Raw genomic sequence first — 18,440 nt, 5'->3', positions numbered from 1 at the left:
CACTCCCTCTAACGAGCAATCCTTTGGGCACGAACCATCTCTGCAAATGCATCTTCAAGGCCCTGGACGTACCGGTCCATGTTGAACAAAGCGGCAGTTCTGCGCCCCTCGACCAACCGCAACTTGAAGGCAGCAATCTGATCCGGCTTTTCAGCCAGGGAAATCGCCAGCGCCTCATATTCTTGAAGAGAATGTGCGACCAATTCATACAGCCCAACCGCATTGTTGAGGCTCGCCGCGACACGCCCTGCAAACGTATCCCCCAGGCACGTCAGAACTGGCAAGCCCGCCCAGAGGGCATCGCTCGCTGTGGTGTGGGCATTCACGGGCACAGTATCGAGGAACAGGTCCGCCATGATGTGCCGCGCAAGGTGAGATGCAAGAGGAAGCTTTGGTGCAAACACCAGCCTTTCCGGTGACACCCCACGCTCCAATGCCGCCTTGCGGAGATTTTCCCGGGTCTGACTTCCGCTGTCGAACAGCCAGAGAACCGCACGATCCACGCCCTTCAAAATACGCATCCAGACATCGAAAACCTGTTCCGTTATCTTGTAGGTGTTGTTGAAGCAGCAAAATACGAAAGCGTCTTCCGGCAGGCCATGCATATTCCGCGATTGGATATGATCGTCTATCAGGCGATGGCTGTTCGGCTGATAGCTTCCTGGCAGCCTGATCACTTTCTCGCTGTAGAACGGCTCATGGCAAGCGGGAATGACGGTTTCATCACCGACGATGTAGTCGATGAACCCTGCCCCCATCGTGCCCGGATAGCCAAGATAGTTCACCTGAATGGGAGCAGGCCTGTAGGCAAGGATCTGCGTCCTTGCGCCACGTGTATAGCCCTTCAAGTCGATCAGAATGTCGATTGAGTCGCCGTGGATGAGCTGCGCCGCCTCAAGATGAGACTTTCCACGCAGGTCGGTGAAGTGGTCGAAAGCACGTTCCAGCCTTGCGCGCATCCCGCTGCCATCATCCTGGCCAATCGAGTATCCGTACACCTCAAAACGGTTGCGGTCATGCATTTCGAACAATTCGCAGGCCAGATAAGCGGTGGCATGCTCGTGAAAGTCGGCGGAGAGATACCCGACCCTGATCTTTGCCCGGTCCGCCGCGAGTTCCGGACTGAAACGCATTTCACATGCAGCCTCGAGATCGCGGGACCATTTTCGTGCCCATGCCAGCTGAGCCTGCATGTCCCCGCCAGCAGCAAGGATGCTGAAGGGCGGAACAGGCTTGATCTCAGCTCTCTCAGGATCGGCTATGCCGGGAACTGGCGCCGGCCATTCGCACACTTGCCGCTTGAGGTAAGCCTGCGCAAACATTGCCTCGCTGTCACCTGGGCTTAATTGACGGGCAATCGCATATGCGGAGAGGGCTTCCTCGTACTGACCCGTTGCCGAGCAGGCTTCACCCAAACTCAAGTGAGCGTTCTGGTGCGAGCGGTCAAACTGGATCGCCCGCCGATACGAGTCCACAGAGGACTTTACATCTCCACGATCACGCAGAAGCTCCCCCAGAAGGAAGTGTGTTTCGGCACGCTGCGGGTCGAGACGCAGGGCCATCTGATAGGCCCCAAGAGCATCATCAGCATGCCCCTGCTTGAACAGCAGGCTGCCAAGGGCTGCATGCGAATGAGCGTTGCCGGGCCGCAGAGCGACAGCCTTGCGGGCAGAACTGACCGCCGCCGCAAGATCACCCGCAGCCGCCAGCACAATGCTCAGATTGCTATGCGCCTCTGCATAGTCAGGGCGCAGGGAGATGGCTTTCTGGATCAATTCGATAGCGGCGTGATGGTTCAGGCGCTGATGCGCAATCAGCCCAAGATGATGAACGCAACCGGCGTCTGCGGGATCCATCGACAGGACTCGCTTGTAAAGCGTTTCGGCCTCCTCCAGACGCCCTGCCTGATGCGCTGTGACGGCAGCATCCAGCAACCGCGCCTTGGGCGTAGAGAGCCCATCGTTCTTGCTGCGTGCGCTCACAATCCGCCGCTGCTTGCGATTCATTGCTTCACTCTCATTGGTTTGCTTCTTCTCGCAATGCTAGAGAATGGAGCTTGTGTGAGCCTAATAGGCGCCCCCGCCGGGCCGAAATGCCACGCCCGGACGGGGTTGCTTTCGGGGGGTCCCTATGGCCAGGGCGGGCGGCCTGCGGCGGCCGGATCGCGGCGCGCGGCGAAGGCTTTGCGCCGCGCCTGGTCGAGGTGATCTACCCCTATTTCAACGGCAGGCAGATGTCGGTCAGAAGATCGGACGGGGCCGTGTCACGGGGGTTGTTCAGGTAGATTTCCATGGCCGGCCCATCCGCCGGCTCATGGCCAGATGCCGGCAGCCAGGTGCCGTAAAGCCAGTCATAGGCGGCCTTCATGTCCGCATACGGGCCCTTGTGCCGCAATACGGCATAGCGCTGAGCCGGAACCTCGATGCGCTCCAGCGGCGCAGACAAGGCGATGTCCTGCCGCAGTTCGACCGCTGCGGCCGAACGCAGCTCCTGCTCCGGCACCACGGACGGATCGCTGTAGTAAAAGCCGATCAACATGCCTGCCTGGTCCATCAGGCCACGACTGGCAAGGCTGCCGACCAGATGTTCAAAGGCTCGGCCGATTTCGATGTAAGGGCCCTTGTGCGCGATGCCGGCCAGCACGCGCTGCGGTTCATGGCGGATGACGATGTCATGCATGGGAGAAGCTCCAAGGTCAGACGGCCGCTTGCGGGCCGGCGGGGTCCAGTCCTTGTCAAAACGGCGATGCGGACCCGCGTCCCGGTATGTGGCCGGCGGCAGGCCATAGGACTGACGGAAGGCGCGGGTGAAGGCGGTCAGGCTGCCATAGCCTGCCTCCCGTGCCAGCCGTTCCAGATCCGTCTCGCCTCTGGCGAGCGCCGTGGCTGCCCTCTGCATCCGCAGACGCCGGACCATGGCAATCACACTTTCACCGAAACATGCCTGCCACACCCGGTGCCAGTGCCAACGCGACATGGCAGCGATATCGGCGAGCTGATCGAGATCAAGCGGCTCGTCGAGATGGTCATGCACATGCTCGATGACGCGGGCAAAGCGCCGTTCGTAGGTTCTGGCAGGGGTCAGGTCCGAAGGGGGCTGGAAGGTCATGTTGCTCGCTCACTTTGACGCATTAGGCCTATCATGGGTGGTCTTGACATATCTTGCGGTTTAGACTGCGGGGAGTTCCCTCATCCTTTCCTGATCGGATCGCGCAGATGTTCTCCCGGTTTCTGTCGTCTGGCCGCCGCGACTTTTCATCGCTGAGCGAGGCCGAAATTCTCGCCCTCGCGATCTCGTCCGAAGAGGACGACAGCCGGATCTACCGGGCCTATGCCGATGGGCTGCGGGATGATTTTCCGGCCTCTGCCGCCGTGTTCGATGCCATGGCGCAAGAGGAAAATGGCCACCGGCAGCAATTGATTGCCCTGTTCCAGAACCGCTTTGGCGACACGATACCGCTGATCCGGCGCGAGCATGTGCGCGGATATTACACCCGCAAGCCCGACTGGCTGGTGCGTCCGCTCGGCCTTGAAAAAGTCCGGGCGATGGCGGAGCAGATGGAGGATCAGGCCGCCCGCTTCTATGAGGAAGCTGCAAAGCGCGCCAGCGATGCGGCCACCCGCAAGCTCCTGGGCGATCTCGCGATGGCCGAACGCGGCCACGAGAGCCGTGCGGAGGCCCTCAGCGAGAGCCTGACCCCCACGGATGTGCGGGCCGAGGAAGACAAGAAGGCCCACCGCCAGTTCATTCTCACCTATGTGCAGCCAGGTCTTGCCGGGCTGATGGATGGCTCCGTCTCGACATTGGCCCCGATCTTTGCCGCCGCCTTTGCGACGCAGGACACCTGGCAGACCTTCCTCGTCGGCCTGTCCGCCTCCGTTGGCGCTGGCATTTCCATGGGCTTCACGGAAGCCGCGCATGATGACGGGGTGCTGTCGGGGCGCGGCTCTCCACTGAAGCGCGGGCTCTCGTCCGGTATCATGACGGCGGTGGGCGGACTTGGCCACGCCCTGCCCTATCTCATCCCGGATTTCTGGACGGCGACCAGCCTCGCTGCAGCCGTCGTCTTCATTGAGCTCTGGGCCATTGCCTGGATCCAGAACCGCTACATGGACACGCCGTTCTGGCGCGCGGCCCTGCAGGTTGTCCTTGGCGGATCACTTGTTTTTGCAGCTGGTGTGCTGATCGGCAACGCCTGATATATTAAAGTTATTATGTTCACTTAAAAAGTGTATATTCTCAACATGCATTGATTATCGATTTTTGGCGCCATCTTTACACGCTTTCAGACCAGTGGTCTTGCTTTTGCTGGAGACTTCGGGCTGCGAAGAGTCGAAACTTGCCCGTGGCTCTGTGGGGAGCATGATGAAAAGCTTCAATTTTATTGCAGCGGCAGTTGCCGCAACCCTGTCTGCAACCGCGCCGCTGATGGCGGCTGGGACCGGGCAGGAAGGTTATTTCCAGATCTACAACAACACGGACAAAAACACGGTCGTTGGCTTCTACACCAATGGCGGTGACGGCTGGAGTGACAACTGGCTGAGCAACCGTCTGGCTCCGGGCGACGATGTGCGTGCCACGTTCCACGCCAACACTGGCCCGTGCGAGCAGACATTCCAGGTCGGCTGGCTTGGGGCAGATGGCAGCGAAGTGCTGGATGACCCTGTTTCCATCGACATTTGCGAAGCCTCGAACGTCTATCTGGACGACAACGAGATGTATTACGACTGAGACCAGCGCGCCGGAGCGGGCGGCCGCCGCCCAAATCTGGCGCATGATCTGATCTGCAGGCAAGCAAGCTCCGCCAAAAGGAGCATCTGCCGCGAGCGGAATGAGCCCCATCAACCACTGGCGCGGGCGGTCATGGCAAGATAAAATAAGTTCCATGACCGCCCACCGCTACTTCGAAGATTTCTCGCCCGGCGAGATCATTCCCCTCGGCACGAAGACCGTCACGAAGGACGAGATCCTCGCCTTCGCTGCGGAATTCGACCCCCAGCCCTTTCACCTTGATGAGGAGGCCGGCAAGGCCTCGCTGCTGGGCGGCCTCGCCGCATCTGGCTGGCACACCGCGTCCATGTTCATGCGGATGCTGGTGGACGGGTTACTGGCGCAGTCCGCCGGTCAGGGCGCCCCGGGCATCGACAGCCTCACATGGCGGCGGCCGGTCTATCCGGACGACACGCTGACAGCAGAGGCCAAGGTGCTGAGCAGCCGCCCCTTGCGCTCGCGGCCCGGCCTTGGGCTCGTCACCTTCGCCTTTTCGGTCTCAAACCAGAACGGGGACACCGTGATGGTGCTGGAGAACCCGATCCTCTTCACTTGCCATGAAGCGGCACCGGAGGCGGGCGCATGAGAACCTGGTTTGACGAGATGGAGCTGGGCGAGCGTGTCGAGCTTGGCTCCCACCATTTCACAGCAGAAGACATTGTCCGCTTTGCCGCAGCTTTCGACCCGCAGCCTTTCCACCTGACGGAAGAAGGCGCAGCAGCAACCCATTTCGGGCGTCTTTGTGCCTCGGGCTGGCATACGGCTTCCGCCTTCATGCGCCGCCTGATCCTGACCATGCAGGAACTGGACGCTGCCACAATCGCGCGCGGGGAGACGCCGGTGGAGCGCGGCCCCTCGCCCGGCTTCGAAAACCTCAAATGGATCAAGCCCGTCTTTGCCGGCGACACGATCACCTACGCCAGCGTCGTGATTGCCAAGGACGATATCCCGCAGCGCCCGGACTGGGGCGTGCTGCGCGGCCGCAATGAGGGCACAAACCAGAACGGCGAACTGGTCTTCAGCTTTGAAAGCAAGGTCTACCTCCGGCGCAGGCCGCAGCAGGCTTAACCCTCGTATTGCCGCAGCCTGATACCAACTCTCGATGAGCTTGGTCCATCAAGAGTTGGTCAAGCCCGTGCGGTGCCTGAGCCATTTCAAGGCATGATGCGTCAGCATCGAAAGCCTCGGTATAAAGCCTAAAGGCTGCGGCCGAGCACCACTTCGTCATGCAGCGGAATGCCGTATTCGCCCATGAGCGGGATCTCCGGCTTGAGTTCGCGCTCGTCATCGATGACGCCCTGCACGATCCGCTCCAGCCGGAAGCCACGCCGCTGATAGAAGCGGAAGGCGTCCAGATTGTCATTCGAGGTGCGCACCATGAGGCGTGTCATGCCATGACCGCGCGCGTCATTGACCACGGCATCCAGCAGCTGGCTGCCCGTACCGGCCCAGCGGTTGAGGGAATCGAGCGTCAGGATCTCCCATTCGCTCTCCCGGCGGATGACCGTGACTGCCCCGGCGAGTTGCCTGTCGTCCTCAGCCAGAAAGCCCGGCAGTGCCGAGGCATCGACCATGACGCCATCCAGCAGGATCTCCACGCCCGCCCACCGCTCTTCCAGCAGCTGTGCAAGTGATGCCCGGTCCTTGTCTTCAATCGGCCTTATGATGACTGCCAAGGGGTCCTCCTAACGGATGAAAATACGTCCTTCGAGCGGTGTACGGGCCTGCCAGCCCTCCCGCTCCAGCTCCGGCACCAGATGCTCTTCCTCAGGAGAACCGAGGCAGAGATAACCGATCAGCTCCCAGCCGGAAGGCACATCCAGGGTTGTCTTCACGGCCTGCGGATCGATGATCGACACCCAGCCGAGCCCGACGCCGTGCATGCGCGCGGCAAGCCACAGGCACTGGACCATGCCAACAGCCGAGAAGGCAAGTGTCTGCGGCATCGTTGCACGGCCAAGCCCGTGGCCCTGTTCCGGGTCCGGATCGCAGAACACCGCCAGCTGAACCGGCGCTTCGCGCAGGCCAGCCAGCTTGAGCCTTGCGTAAAGCTCCGCCTTTTCGCCCTCATAGGCAGCAAGCGCGCGGTTGTTTTCCTGCTCGAACAGCCTCGTCACCGCGTCCCGCCGGGCTTCGCTCTCCACCCGGACGATGCGCCATGGCTGACTGTTACCGACGGACGGCGCAAGGTCGGCCAGTGCCAGAATCTCATCCAGCAGGCCATCCGGCAGACTGTCCCTGCGGAAGCGGCGCACATCACGCCGCCAGTGCAGCAGATCGGCAAAGGCAGCCCTGAACACAGGGGAAAAATCCGGTCCGTGCCCGTGCTGCCCCGCCATGGTCAATGCCCCGGGAAAGACAGCAGCGTGCGCACCGGCACACCCATGGCTTCCAGCCGCTGACGCCCGCCCAGATCCGGCAGGTCAACGATGAAACAGGCGGCGACGATCTCCGCCCCCTGCCCGCGCAGCAGTTTGCAGGCAGCTTCAGCAGTGCCGCCGGTGGCGATCAGGTCATCAACCACGATCACCTTGTCGTCCGGATTGATGGCATCGCTGTGCATCTCGATCTCATCAAGGCCATATTCCAGCGAATAGGCAACGCTCACCGTCTGCCAGGGCAGCTTGCCCTTCTTGCGGATCGGCACGAAGCCGGCAGACAGCTGGTGCGCTACGGCGCCGCCCAGGATGAAGCCGCGCGCCTCGATGCCGGCAATCTGCTCCACCTTGGACCCCGCCCAGGGCTGCACCAGCGCATCCACGGCCCGGCGGAAGGCCCGGGCATTGCCCAGAAGGGTGGTGATGTCGCGGAACAGAATGCCGGGCTTGGGGTAGTCCGGGATCGTGCGGATGGCCTGCAGCAGCTCGTCGGAAACGCTGGGAATGTCCATATTGTCCTCTTAGGGCGCGTCGTGTCTTGAGGGGCCATTGAGGCCAAGGGCAGCGCCCCGGCAGCAGGGCCTTTGCCAGATCTTATATCAAGGCGCGGCTGCCGGGGGCAAAGGCATAACCGCCTTGCCCACGGCCAATGCGCCGCAGCCCTCAGCCCCTGTCGAAAAGCACCCGGCCCGCAATGGCATCAAGCTTGGCCAGCAAGGCCGGGTCGCGCTTGTCCGGCGCGGTCATGATCGCATAGTCGAGGGCCCTGTCCGAGCCGATGGGGCAAGGCTCATGCAGGCGCGGCAGATCACGGGCAAGGCGCGCCACCAGCTGCTGGGCGTGGTGGGCATTGTCATGCAGCACCTTGATGATCTGCTGGATATCGACCTCGCCATGCTCCGGGTGCCAGCTGTCATAGTCTGTGACCATGGCCACCGTTGCGTAGCAGATCTCCGCCTCGCGGGCGAGCTTGGCCTCCGGCATGTTGGTCATGCCGATGACATCGCAGCCCCAGGCACGGTAGAGGTGACTTTCCGCCAGCGAGGAAAACTGCGGCCCCTCCATGGCCAGATAGGTGCCGCCGCGCCGGTACTTGAGGTCCTCCGCCCGCGCAGCCGCTTCCACGTGATCGACCAGCCGGGGACTGACCGGATAGGCCATGGACACATGCGCCACACAGCCCGTGCCGAAGAAGCTCTTCTCCCGCGCGAAAGTCCGGTCGATGAACTGTTCCACCAGCACGAAAGTGCCGGGCGCCAGCTCTTCCTTCAGCGAGCCGCAAGCCGAAACGGAGATGAGATCCGTCACGCCGCAGCGCTTCATGACATCAATATTGGCGCGGTAATTGATCTGCGACGGCGAGTGCACGTGTCCACGGCCGTGGCGCGGCAGGAACACCACCTTGAGCCCGTCAATATGCCCGATGCGGACCGCATCGGAGGGGGCGCCCCAAGGGCTTTCAACCCCGATCCATTCCGCTCCCTCAAGGCCCGGCAGATCATAGATCCCCGATCCGCCAATCACGCCCAGAACCGCCTCAGTCATCACCACCCCCAAATCGGACCGGCCTGATTAGGTCCGGTTTGCCGGTGCTTGTCAAACCCGGCTGCAGCGCCGGAAAAGACAAAGGGCCGCCCCATGGGACGGCCCTCAAGATCGAAGTCACCCGGAGGGTAACGGCATCAGTGCTCGACGTTGCGCCACAGCTTCTTCTTGGTGAAGTAGAGCAGCGAAGCGAAGACCAGCAGGAAGATGATGACCCGGAAGCCCATCTTCTTGCGCTCTTCCATGTGCGGCTCGGCAGCCCACATCAGGAAGGCGGAGATGTCACGGGCATACTGATCCACCGTCATCGGCGTGCCGTCGGTGTACTCGACCTGCTCATCGGAGATCGGCTTGGCCATGCCGATGAAGTGCCCTGCCATGAAGGCCGGGTTGTAGTGCTGGCCAGCGGGAACCGTCACACCTTCCGGCACTTCCTCGTCGTAGCTGACGAGAAGCGCATGGATGTAGTCCGGGCCCTGCTCGTTGTACTGGGTGAAAGCGTCAAAGATGAACCACGGGAAGCCGCGGTGGGCAGCACGGGCCTTGGCGATCAGCGAGAAGTCCGGCGGATAGGCGCCGCCATTGGCAGCACGCGCGGCCTGCTCGTTCGGGAACGGCGAGGGGAAGCGGTCGGCCAGAACAGCCGGACGCTCGAACATGTCACCCTCGTCATTCGGCCCATCAACCACAGTGTAATCTGCCGCAATGGCCTTGACCTGGTCTTCGGTGAAACCGAGGCCGCCCGGCTGCGCCAGGTTGCGGAAGGCCACAAACTTCAGGCCGTGGCACGAGGCGCAAACCTCGCGGTAGACCTTGAAGCCGCGCTGCAGCTGAGCCTGGTCAAAGGTGCCGAAAGGACCTGCGAAGGACCACTGTTCACGCGGGATGTGCGGCCCCTCACCCGCTGCGAAAGCGGGCGAGGCAATGGCAACCGCGAGGGTTGCGGCCAGCGAAACGCCAAGGGCGCGGACGGTCTTGATCATGGTGCTCATTTCAAAAACTCCTGACCCTTTCCGTCACTTCGTCTGAGGTGCAGCAACTGCAGCTGCCGGCTTGCCGGAACCGCTTGCAAGCACCGCTTCGGAGATCGAGGCCGGCAGCGGCAGCGGCTTCTCAAGGAAGCCCAGCAGCGGCAGGATGATCAGGAAGTGGGCGAAGTAGTAGATCGTGCAGATGCGCGACAGGATCACGTAGATGCCTTCTGCCGGCATCGCACCGAGGTAGCCGAGGGCGACCGCGTTGATTGCGAAGATCCAGAAGAACTGCTTGAACAGCGGGCGGTAGACGCCCGAGCGGACCTTGGACGTGTCGAGCCAGGGCAGGACGAAGAGAACTGCAATGGCGCCAAACATGGCCACAACGCCGCCAAGCTTGTCCGGCACTGCGCGCAGGATTGCGTAGAACGGCAGGAAGTACCACTCCGGCACGATATGTGCGGGCGTCACCAGCGGGTTTGCTTCGATGTAGTTGTCGGCATGACCCATGTAGTTCGGCACGTAGAAGACGAACCAGGCGAAGAGGATCATGAAGACGACGATCGCGAAGGCGTCCTTGACCGTGTAGTACGGATGGAACGGGACAGTGTCCTGACCGGACTTCGGCTGCACACCCGTCGGGTTGTTGTTGCCCGTGGTGTGGAAGGCCCACACGTGCAGGATGACAACGCCGAAGATCATGAACGGCAGCAGGTAGTGCAGCGAGAAGAAGCGGTTCAGCGTCGGGTTGTCGACGGCAAAGCCGCCCCACAGCCAGGTGCGCACGGCTTCACCCACCATCGGGATCGCCGAGAACAGGTTGGTGATCACGGTGGCGCCCCAGAAGGACATCTGGCCCCAGGGCAGGACGTAGCCCATGAAGGCGGTGCCCATCATGATGAGGAAGATGATCACACCCAGGATCCACGAGATTTCGCGCGGGGCCTTGTAGGAGCCGTAGTAGAGGCCGCGGAAGATGTGGATGTAGACGGCGATGAAGAACATCGACGCGCCATTGGAATGCAGGTAGCGGATCAGCCAGCCGAAGTTCACATCACGCATGATGTGCTCGACGCTGTAGAAGGCTGCCGTGGTGCTGGGGGTGTAGTGCATCACCAGCACGATGCCGGTGATGATCTGCGAGATCAGCATGAAGAAGAGAATGCCGCCGAAGGTCCACCAGTAATTGAGGTTCTTCGGGGTCGGGAAATCGACGAAAGAGCCGCGAACGAGCGAGATGACCGGCAGACGGCTCTCAAGCCACTTCGCCGCCGCGCTCTGCGGAACGTAATTGGAATGTCCAGCCATGGCTGTCTCCTGGGGTCTACCGGTCAACCGATCTTGATCTTGGCGTCTTCAACAAACGCAAACGGCGGTACGAGGAGGTTCTCCGGAGCGGGCCCCCGGCGGATACGCCCTGCGGTGTCATAGTGCGAACCATGGCACGGGCAGAACCAGCCATCGAAGTCGCCGGCATTGCCCAGCGGCACGCAGCCCAGATGGGTGCAGATGCCGACCATGACGAGCCAGGCTTCTTTGCCTTCGGCCGCGCGATTCGCGTCGGAGGCATCGGCGGTATCGGACAGGTTGAGGTTACGCGCCAGTTTGTCCGGCAGTTCGGACAGCGGCACAGCCTTGGCCTCTTCGATCTCCTTGTCCGTACGCTGACGGATGAAGACCGGCTTGCCGCGCCACTTCACGGTGATCGACTGACCGACCTCGACGGCGGAGACGTCCACCTCGATGGAGGCCAGAGCAAGAGCCGAAGCGTCCGGGTTCATCTGGTCGATGAAGGGCCAGGCGACAGCGCCCGCGCCCACAACGCCCATGGCGCCGGTCGCAAGATAGAGGAAATCACGGCGGGTCGGTTCCGCCGAATCCGTATGAGCCAAGGTCGCGTCCTCTCGAAACCTGTTTAACGTATACCAAATGCCCGCTCACAGACAGCCTCGCCCTCCCCTCCGGAACGGTCGGCTGCCCTGCGCGGGCATGAACGGCAAACGGGTGCGGCAATCGCCCGCACCATACCAAGCGCTCGTCTTTTTGCACCGTTCCGCCGCATTGTCCAGATGACCTTGCGCCGGAACGCTATATGTCGCACCGCTTGGGTTGCCGTCCTCACCACTTTGATGCCCTGAAAAGGCCCCAATTAAAAGCCGGATCGTTTGATCTGGATCAAACTTCTGCAGCTGACTGCAAGAATCCGCCAGACTGATGCGACCACAGCTGTGCATAGAGGCCGCCCCGGGTCAGCAGTTCCTCATGACGCCCCTCTTCGATGATTCGGCCCTTGTCCATGACGATGAGCCGGTCCATGGCCGCGATGGTCGACAGGCGGTGCGCGATGGCAATCACCGTCTTGCCTTCCATCAGGTCGAAGAGACTGTCCTGAATGGCTGCCTCCACCTCGCTGTCCAGGGCGGATGTCGCCTCGTCCAGCAGCAGGATGGGAGCATTTTTCAGCAGGACCCGGGCAATGGCAATCCGCTGGCGCTGTCCGCCGGACAGCTTCACGCCGCGTTCACCCACCTGGGCCTGAAGGCCGCTGCGCCCGTCCCTGTCCTCAAGTCCCTGAACGAACTCAAGGGCGTGGGCCTTGCGCAGAGCCTCGATCACCTCCGCTTCCGACGCCTCCGGCTTGCCGTAGGCGACGTTCTCATAGATGGACCGGTGCAGCAGCGAAGTATCCTGCGTAACAACACCGATATGAGCGCGCAGGTCATCCTGGCGGACACGGGCGATATCCTGCCCGTCGATGCGGATCGAACCGCTTTCAAGGTCATAGAACCGCAGCAGCAGGTTGACGAGGGTGGACTTGCCCGCGCCGGAACGGCCGATGAGCCCGATCTTTTCGCCCGGACGGATCGTCAGATCCAGCGCATCGATGACACCCTTGACCTTGCCATAGTGGAAGGAGGCCTTGTCGAAGACGATCTCGCCCTTGGTGACCGTAAGGGGCGCTGCATCCGGCACATCCTGCACCTCACGCTCACGCGCAATGGTGCCGATGCCATCCTGCACCGTGCCGACGTTTTCGAACAGGCCCGCCACTTCCCACAGGATCCACTGGGACATGCCCTGGATACGCAGGACAAGCGACACCGCCACCGCTACGTCACCGGTGGTGACCACTTCATGCTGCCACAGGAAGATGGACAGGCCGGCCGTGGAGAACAGCAGCAGCGTATTCAGCGTGTTCAGCGAAATGTTCAGAAGAGTCACATAGCGCATCTGGCCGAAGACGGTCTTCATGAAGCCCATCATCGAATTGCGGGCATACTCTTCCTCACGCCGTGCGTGGGAGAAGAGCTTGACCGTGGCAATGTTGGTGTAGGCATCCACCACATGGCCGGTCATCACCGAGCGGGCATCCGCCTGCTCCTGCGAGATCGCCTTGAGGCGGGGAATGAAGACGCGCAGCACGCCGGCATAGGCAAAAGTCCAGACCACCAGCGGGACCGCAAGATAGAGATTGGCATCGCCTATGACGATCAATGCGCTGGTCAGATAGACCAGCACATAGACCATCATGTCGACGATCCGCGTCACCACTTCCCGCACGGCCAGCGCCGTCTGCATCATCTTGTTGGCGATGCGGCCGGCAAAGTCGTTGTGGTAGAAGGTCATGCTCTGGCGCAGCAGATAGCGGTGCACGCGCCAGCGCACGGACATGGGATAGGTGCCAATCACGCCCTGATGGAACAGCAGCTCCCAGAAGGCCTGCGTCAGCGGCAGGCACAGCAGGATGACACCGGCCATCAGCGAGAGCTTCACCCAGTTGTCGGTCCAGAACGTCGCCCGGTTGGCCTCGCCCAGCCAGTTGACCAGATCGCCCAGGAAGGCGAAGACCGCGACCTGAAAGATCGCGATCATCGCCCCCAGCACGCCGACACCGGCCAGCAGCGGCCAGAGAGGCTTGGTGTAGTACCAGCAGAAGGCCGCAAAGCCCTTCGGCGGCACATCCAGCTTAAAGTCCGCGAAAGGATCGATCAGACGTTCAAATCTGGAAAACATTGTTCAACTCCAGAGACTTACGGCTCTCACCCGCGGACCGGGCAGAACCGCGCAGCCGCCTGATTTTCAGGCGCTGCCAATAGGGACGGCGGCCACCGAAGGCCAGCGAGAAGACGAAGCTGACCAGCGCACCGGCAAGCACCATCGTGCCAAGGAACAGCTCTATCAGATGCGTGCGGTACTGCGCCGCACTCTGCACCGCGTTGCCAACCCGCACAGCCTCCAGCGACCAGAGGTCGGCAAGGAGAACCGGCAGGAAGATCAGCACGGCGGCACCAGCCGTTGCGGCGGAAAAGACGGCAACAGCCGCCCCGCCAAGGGCCAGGCGCTGGCCCCAGGACAGCGTCACACGCGGCAGGGACGCACCAAAGTCATCCGGACGCGGCAGGTCCGGCGGATAAGGCAGATCGAAAGGATCCAAAGGATAACGAACAGACATGGTTCTGCTCCAGACGGAATCGGACTGATGAGGCACGGCTGGCGGAACGCGCAAATGAAAGACGCGCAGCACCGGATGTTCCGGTTACGCTTGGAGCCAGTCGCTATTCAGCTGGAATGTTTGAAACGCCGTCTCAGGCTGCCGGGCGGCAGGAGATGGGAAACGGGCCCACGAGAGCAAGGGCTACGGTCATATGGACACGTGACATATTGGTCATGAACACCCCTCCTCTGTTAGCTCGGTTGACGGCAAAGACAGCGCGGCAGAACGCGCCTGACTTTCTTAGACTGTTCGCTGGAAACCGCAAGACCTCAAGCATGGCTCGAACATGCTTTGCCTTCCGCCTGTTGCCATGAGGCAACAATGCAACCTGACCTTGAGGAAGCAAGACCTTGGGGTCCGGACCCGCCTCAGGGCGCATATACCACAGGCCGGCAGACAAAAAACGCGGCAGAATCGATCCGCCGCGTGTCTTCGTCCCTCGGATTGGGAGCCTCAGGCCGCGCGAATACTGGTCAGGAACTGGCTCACCTGCGTCTGCAGGCTGCTGGAGAGCTTGCTCAGTTCACCCGCTGCACGGTGCATCTCATCCGTGGCCGAGGTGCTGGCCTGCATTGCGTCGGCAAGACGGTTCATGTTGCCGCCCACACGCTCGGTGCTCGCATTGGCCACGTGAACGGAGCGGGAAATCTCACCGGTCGCCTGCATCTGGCTCTGAACCGAGCCATGAACAGCCTCAGAGATCTGGCTGATCTGCTCGATGGTCGCAGTGATGGAGCGGATCGCACCCACGGCCTGCTCAGCGACGAACTGCACGGAGGCCACCTGCGCGGTGATTTCTTCCGTTGCCTTGGTGGTCTGGCCGGCCAGCGCTTTCACTTCATTTGCCACCACTGCAAAGCCACGGCCCGCTTCACCCGCACGGGCAGCTTCGATGGTGGCATTCAGGGCGAGAAGGTTGGTCTGGTTGGCAATCTGGCTGATGAGTTCGACGACTTCGCCAATCTGACGCCCTGTCTCGGACAGGCGGCCGACGATTTCATCGGTCTGGCGTGCTTCAAGCACGGCTGCGCTGGCGATCTGCGATGCATTTTCCACATCGGTACCGATGGTGGAGATGGAGACGGCCAGTTCTTCCGCCGACTGGGACATGACGCGAACCGACTGTCCGGCCTCGGCCGTTGCGGTGGAAACTTCATCCACAGCGCGGGAGGAGTTGCCCACCGCCTGGCGCAGGTCCATCGCATTGCCGCCCACAGCCTTTGCCGTGCTGGTCAGGGCCTCGACCACGCTGATGACCGAGCGCTCGAAGTCGCTCGCAACATCGTGCATCAGTTCCCGGCGCTCCTGTTCGATCTGGGTCTGCTGGGCGGCCTGGAGTTCAACTTCCTCCTTGGCACGGGCAGCGAGCTTTTCACGGAACTGGACAACCGAGCGCGCAATGGCACCGATTTCATCGGTCCGGTGAGCCCCTGCGATACTGACATCCAGCTGGCCTTCGGACAGAAGATCAAGACCATCCTGCAGCCGGTTGAGCGGCCGGGCAACGCCCAGGGCCAGCACCACGGCCAGCGCCAGGAAGGCAATGCCGATGGGCGAGCAGACAAGAACGATCTGCAGCATCTGATCGATGATCAGGCCATCCAGAAGGGAGGAGGCCTGCGGGCCAAGAAAGGCCTGCGCCTGTGACGGGTCACCCAGAGCGGAAGTCAACGCCTGGCGGAAGACATAGAACGCATATCCCGTGCCGGCCACCATGATCAGGGCCGACGATACAACCAGGACAAGAAAGCGGCCAAGGATCGAAAGGCGGATGCCCGTACCTACATTATCGTGCATGTCCATTCCCGATGGTCTGAAGAAACGTTCTTCGGTCCGATACCATGGGGAATAGTACTAGTCAGGGAGCGTAAAGATTTTCTTCACGCAATCAGATAAATCGCTCAGGACAACAGCTTATGCGTGATGGCATATCCTCCCGCCGCAGACACGGCACTGAGGACGGCGCCCCAAGCGATATCTACCAAAACCACCTCCAGCGGCCAGTTCCTGAGGGTCGCATAGTTGGTCATGTCGTAGGTTGCATACGCAATAAAACCTAGGACCGCTCCACAGATCACTGCGGTCCAGATGCTTTCAGACTTCAACGCAGGCAGTACAGCGAAGAAAACCAGACCGCCGACATAAAGAAGATAGAAAATCGCCGCAGCGCCAAGATTGGGCTTGTCCATCATCAGATGCCCGATGCGGTCGAAATAGAAGCGCGTTGCCACTTTGCCAAGCCAGACCGCATCAATCGCAAGAAACACGGCAGCAGTCGCAAGGTAGGCGGTAATAATCTGGCCCATACGGAGGTCCCCCTTCTGGGAGATCTTACGTGGCTTCACGTCTGCCGGATCACGCAAGACGGAAGTCACTCCTCCTCGACAGCCATCATTTCCCCCGCAGGCAGGAACCCGCCGGACTGGCGCTCCCACAGATCCGCATAGAGCCCGCCGCGCGCCAGAAGCGCGTCATGGGTGCCCTCCTCGACGATCTTTCCCCCGTCCATGACGATCAGCCGGTCCATGGCCGCAATGGTGGACAGGCGGTGGGCGATGGCGAGCACCGTCTTGCCCTTCATCAGCGGGATCAGATTGTCCTGAATGGCAGCCTCGATCTCTGAATCCAGGGCAGAGGTCGCCTCATCCAGCACCAGAATGGGCGCATTCTTCAAGAGCACGCGCGCAATGGCGATGCGCTGGCGCTGGCCGCCGGAGAGTTTCACGCCCCGCTCACCCACCTGCGCCTCGAAGCCGGAGCGGCCCTTGCTGTCTTTCAGGTTCAGGATGAACTCCAGCGCATGGGCCTGCCGCGCCGCATCCTCAAGCATCGCCATGGTGGCATCCGGGCGGCCATAGGCGATGTTCTCGCGGATGGAGCGGTGCAGCAGCGAGGTGTCCTGCGCCACCATGCCGGTCTGCGCCCTGAGCGAGGCCTGCGGCACCTGACGGATATCCTGACCGTCCACGAGAATGCGCCCGCTCTCCACGTCATGGAAGCGCAGCAGCAGGCTGGCCAGCGTCGACTTGCCTGCTCCCGAGGGGCCGACGATGCCGATCTTCTCCCCGCCCTTCACCGCAAAGCTCAGATCATCGATGACGCCCCCGCGCTTGCCATAGTGGAAGCTGACCTTGTCAAAGACGATCGCGCCCGCGCTGACCATCAGCGCCGGAGCGCCAGGCTGGTCCGTGACGGCAATGGGACGCGTCAGCATGTCGACACTGTCCTGCAATGTGCCGAAGGAGCGGAACAGGGAGTTGAGCTGGCCCAGCATCCGCCCCAGCAGAAGATTGAGCCGGAGGGCCAGCCCCAGCGCCACCGCCACATCACCTGCCGTCAGGATGTCCCCCTGCCACAGCACGAGAGAGAACCAGCCGATGCTCACCATCATGACGCTGCTCAGCAGCGACATCAGCGAGCGCACTTCGGTCAGGTTGCGGGTGAAGCGTTTGAGCACCGCAAGGTAGCTCTCGAAAATGGCCCGCACACTGGCATGTTCGCTCTCGCGGCTGCTGAACAGCTTCACCGTCTGGATGTTGCTGTAGGTGTCGACCAGCCGGCCCGTCGCGCCGGAGGCGGCATGGGCAGCGGCGCGGGAATGGTTGCGGATGCGCGGCACATAGTAGCGGGCGATCACCGAGAAGACCGCCAGCCAGACAAGGATGGCCGCGCCAAGGCGCCAGTTCAGTTCACCCAGCAGCAGAAGCGTCGCCAGAGCATAGACCGCGATGTACCAGACCACCTGCAGCAGCGTGACCATGAACTCGCCCGCCGCCTGCCCGGCCTGCCAGACCTTGGACGAAATGCGGCCCGCGAATTCGTCGTGAAAGAAGGCGATGCTCTGGTCCATGATCCGCTGATGCGCCTGCCAGCGCACGCGGGCATAAAAGCCGGGCACCACGGTCTGCTCTTCAACGCCTGCGGTGAAGAAGGCCAGCACCGTGCGCAGCACCAGCACAACGGCCGCCATCCCAGCGAAAAGCTGCCAGTTCTGCGTGAAGAGTTCGTCCTTCGGCGTGGTCTGCAGCAGATCGACGATGATGCCGATGAAACTGTAGAGCCCTGCTTCCACCAGAGCTGTCGCCCCGCCCAGCAGCAGCATGGCCACGAAGGGCCAGGGCGACTGGCGCACGAGGAACCAGAGATAGGCACCTGCGGTGACGGGCAGTCTTCCGGCGGGCGCAGAAACGAAGGGGTCGATCCAGCCTTCAAGGCAACGTAAAATTCTGTTCAAAGGCTTGGTCCGGTTTCGTGGTGTCCCCTTGCAGGGTTTTAGCA

Annotated in this window: 18 protein-coding genes; 4 read left to right on the top strand and 14 right to left on the bottom strand. The window is 61.8% G+C overall.

Going from position 1 to position 18,440, the window contains the following annotated elements; translation table 11 throughout:
- Positions 1–8: 8 nt before the first annotated feature.
- Positions 9–2,006 carry an O-linked N-acetylglucosamine transferase, SPINDLY family protein gene (locus H163_RS22395; protein WP_019963937.1) on the bottom strand — a complete coding sequence of 666 codons (1,998 nt, stop codon included), beginning with the start codon at positions 2,004–2,006 and terminating at the stop codon, positions 9–11.
- Between the two features lie 208 nt (positions 2,007–2,214).
- Positions 2,215–3,108, bottom strand: a complete 894-nt coding sequence (locus tag H163_RS0107445) for an AraC family transcriptional regulator (RefSeq protein ID WP_019963936.1) — start codon at positions 3,106–3,108, stop codon at positions 2,215–2,217.
- A gap of 107 nt (positions 3,109–3,215) precedes the next feature.
- On the opposite strand from H163_RS0107445, the gene mbfA reads away from it, so the two are divergent.
- The 4 genes from mbfA (at position 3,216) to H163_RS0107425 (ending at position 5,838) form a co-directional block, all read left to right on the top strand.
- Positions 3,216–4,199, top strand: coding sequence for an iron exporter MbfA (mbfA, locus tag H163_RS0107440; RefSeq protein WP_019963935.1), 984 nt, complete (start codon positions 3,216–3,218; stop codon positions 4,197–4,199).
- Positions 4,200–4,365: 166 nt separating this feature from the next.
- Entirely contained in the window at positions 4,366–4,731 is a 366-nt protein-coding gene (locus H163_RS0107435) for a hypothetical protein (RefSeq protein WP_115336606.1), read from the top strand.
- 154 nt (positions 4,732–4,885) lie between these two features.
- Positions 4,886–5,356 carry a MaoC family dehydratase gene (locus H163_RS0107430; protein WP_019963933.1) on the top strand — a complete coding sequence of 157 codons (471 nt, stop codon included), beginning with the start codon at positions 4,886–4,888 and terminating at the stop codon, positions 5,354–5,356.
- Positions 5,353–5,838: a MaoC family dehydratase gene (locus H163_RS0107425; protein WP_019963932.1), complete on the top strand. Its 486-nt coding sequence runs from the start codon at positions 5,353–5,355 to the stop codon at positions 5,836–5,838. Before H163_RS0107430 ends, H163_RS0107425 begins: the two co-directional genes overlap by 4 nt.
- 128 nt (positions 5,839–5,966) lie before the next feature.
- Here H163_RS0107425 and H163_RS0107420 read toward each other — a convergent pair whose 3' ends face one another.
- The 12 genes from H163_RS0107420 to H163_RS0107365 all read right to left on the bottom strand — a co-directional run bounded on the left by H163_RS0107420 (position 5,967) and on the right by H163_RS0107365 (position 18,396).
- Positions 5,967–6,446, bottom strand: coding sequence for a GNAT family N-acetyltransferase (locus H163_RS0107420; RefSeq protein WP_019963931.1), 480 nt, complete (start codon positions 6,444–6,446; stop codon positions 5,967–5,969).
- A 9-nt stretch (positions 6,447–6,455) separates the two neighbouring features.
- Positions 6,456–7,109: a 5,6-dimethylbenzimidazole synthase gene (gene bluB, locus H163_RS0107415; RefSeq protein WP_026355569.1), complete on the bottom strand. Its 654-nt coding sequence runs from the start codon at positions 7,107–7,109 to the stop codon at positions 6,456–6,458.
- Positions 7,110–7,111: 2 nt separating this feature from the next.
- Entirely contained in the window at positions 7,112–7,660 is a 549-nt protein-coding gene (locus tag H163_RS0107410) for an adenine phosphoribosyltransferase (protein WP_019963929.1), read from the bottom strand.
- Positions 7,661–7,811: 151 nt separating this feature from the next.
- Entirely contained in the window at positions 7,812–8,693 is an 882-nt protein-coding gene (locus H163_RS0107405; RefSeq protein ID WP_019963928.1) for an S-methyl-5'-thioadenosine phosphorylase, read from the bottom strand.
- Between the two features lie 137 nt (positions 8,694–8,830).
- The gene (locus H163_RS0107400) at positions 8,831–9,685 is read right to left on the bottom strand and encodes a cytochrome c1 (protein ID WP_019963927.1); all 855 of its coding nucleotides are present in this window, start codon (positions 9,683–9,685) and stop codon (positions 8,831–8,833) included.
- A gap of 24 nt (positions 9,686–9,709) precedes the next feature.
- A complete protein-coding gene (locus tag H163_RS0107395) occupies positions 9,710–10,975 on the bottom strand; it encodes a cytochrome b (RefSeq protein ID WP_019963926.1) in 1,266 nt (421 codons plus the stop codon).
- Positions 10,976–10,998: 23 nt separating this feature from the next.
- Positions 10,999–11,559, bottom strand: a complete 561-nt coding sequence (gene petA, locus H163_RS0107390) for a ubiquinol-cytochrome c reductase iron-sulfur subunit (RefSeq protein ID WP_019963925.1) — start codon at positions 11,557–11,559, stop codon at positions 10,999–11,001.
- 283 nt (positions 11,560–11,842) lie between these two features.
- Positions 11,843–13,681 carry an ABC transporter ATP-binding protein gene (locus tag H163_RS0107385; protein ID WP_019963924.1) on the bottom strand — a complete coding sequence of 613 codons (1,839 nt, stop codon included), beginning with the start codon at positions 13,679–13,681 and terminating at the stop codon, positions 11,843–11,845.
- A complete protein-coding gene (locus H163_RS0107380) occupies positions 13,665–14,120 on the bottom strand; it encodes a hypothetical protein (protein ID WP_147290446.1) in 456 nt (151 codons plus the stop codon). Before H163_RS0107380 ends, H163_RS0107385 begins: the two co-directional genes overlap by 17 nt.
- Before the next feature lie 495 nt (positions 14,121–14,615).
- Positions 14,616–15,959: a methyl-accepting chemotaxis protein gene (locus H163_RS0107375; protein ID WP_051105344.1), complete on the bottom strand. Its 1,344-nt coding sequence runs from the start codon at positions 15,957–15,959 to the stop codon at positions 14,616–14,618.
- Between the two features lie 104 nt (positions 15,960–16,063).
- Positions 16,064–16,468, bottom strand: coding sequence for a DUF2177 family protein (locus tag H163_RS0107370; RefSeq protein WP_019963921.1), 405 nt, complete (start codon positions 16,466–16,468; stop codon positions 16,064–16,066).
- Between the two features lie 65 nt (positions 16,469–16,533).
- Positions 16,534–18,396, bottom strand: a complete 1,863-nt coding sequence (locus tag H163_RS0107365; protein WP_019963920.1) for an ABC transporter ATP-binding protein — start codon at positions 18,394–18,396, stop codon at positions 16,534–16,536.
- Positions 18,397–18,440: the final 44 nt, after the last annotated feature.

The organism is Pannonibacter phragmitetus DSM 14782, assembly GCF_000382365.1.
Lineage (GTDB): Bacteria > Pseudomonadota > Alphaproteobacteria > Rhizobiales > Stappiaceae > Pannonibacter > Pannonibacter phragmitetus.
The sequence above is the reverse complement of the archived record's forward strand: the minus strand, read 5'-3'. Positions and strand labels throughout refer to the sequence as shown.

Excerpts from the sequence above, each read along its gene's own strand:
- H163_RS0107400 (WP_019963927.1), bottom strand. The coding sequence starts at position 9,685 with ATGAGCACCATGATCAAGACCGTCCGCGCCCTTGGCGTTTCGCTGGCC.
- H163_RS0107430 (WP_019963933.1), top strand. The coding sequence starts at position 4,886 with ATGACCGCCCACCGCTACTTCGAAGATTTCTCGCCCGGCGAGATCATT.
- H163_RS0107425 (WP_019963932.1), top strand. The coding sequence starts at position 5,353 with ATGAGAACCTGGTTTGACGAGATGGAGCTGGGCGAGCGTGTCGAGCTT.
- mbfA (WP_019963935.1), top strand. The coding sequence starts at position 3,216 with ATGTTCTCCCGGTTTCTGTCGTCTGGCCGCCGCGACTTTTCATCGCTG.
- H163_RS0107380 (WP_147290446.1), bottom strand. The coding sequence starts at position 14,120 with ATGTCTGTTCGTTATCCTTTGGATCCTTTCGATCTGCCTTATCCGCCG.
- H163_RS0107445 (WP_019963936.1), bottom strand. The coding sequence starts at position 3,108 with ATGACCTTCCAGCCCCCTTCGGACCTGACCCCTGCCAGAACCTACGAA.
- H163_RS0107385 (WP_019963924.1), bottom strand. The coding sequence starts at position 13,681 with ATGTTTTCCAGATTTGAACGTCTGATCGATCCTTTCGCGGACTTTAAG.
- H163_RS0107410 (WP_019963929.1), bottom strand. The coding sequence starts at position 7,660 with ATGGACATTCCCAGCGTTTCCGACGAGCTGCTGCAGGCCATCCGCACG.
- H163_RS0107375 (WP_051105344.1), bottom strand. The coding sequence starts at position 15,959 with ATGCACGATAATGTAGGTACGGGCATCCGCCTTTCGATCCTTGGCCGC.
- H163_RS0107435 (WP_115336606.1), top strand. The coding sequence starts at position 4,366 with ATGAAAAGCTTCAATTTTATTGCAGCGGCAGTTGCCGCAACCCTGTCT.
- H163_RS0107370 (WP_019963921.1), bottom strand. The coding sequence starts at position 16,468 with ATGGGCCAGATTATTACCGCCTACCTTGCGACTGCTGCCGTGTTTCTT.
- H163_RS22395 (WP_019963937.1), bottom strand. The coding sequence starts at position 2,006 with ATGAATCGCAAGCAGCGGCGGATTGTGAGCGCACGCAGCAAGAACGAT.
- bluB (WP_026355569.1), bottom strand. The coding sequence starts at position 7,109 with ATGGCGGGGCAGCACGGGCACGGACCGGATTTTTCCCCTGTGTTCAGG.
- H163_RS0107395 (WP_019963926.1), bottom strand. The coding sequence starts at position 10,975 with ATGGCTGGACATTCCAATTACGTTCCGCAGAGCGCGGCGGCGAAGTGG.
- H163_RS0107405 (WP_019963928.1), bottom strand. The coding sequence starts at position 8,693 with ATGACTGAGGCGGTTCTGGGCGTGATTGGCGGATCGGGGATCTATGAT.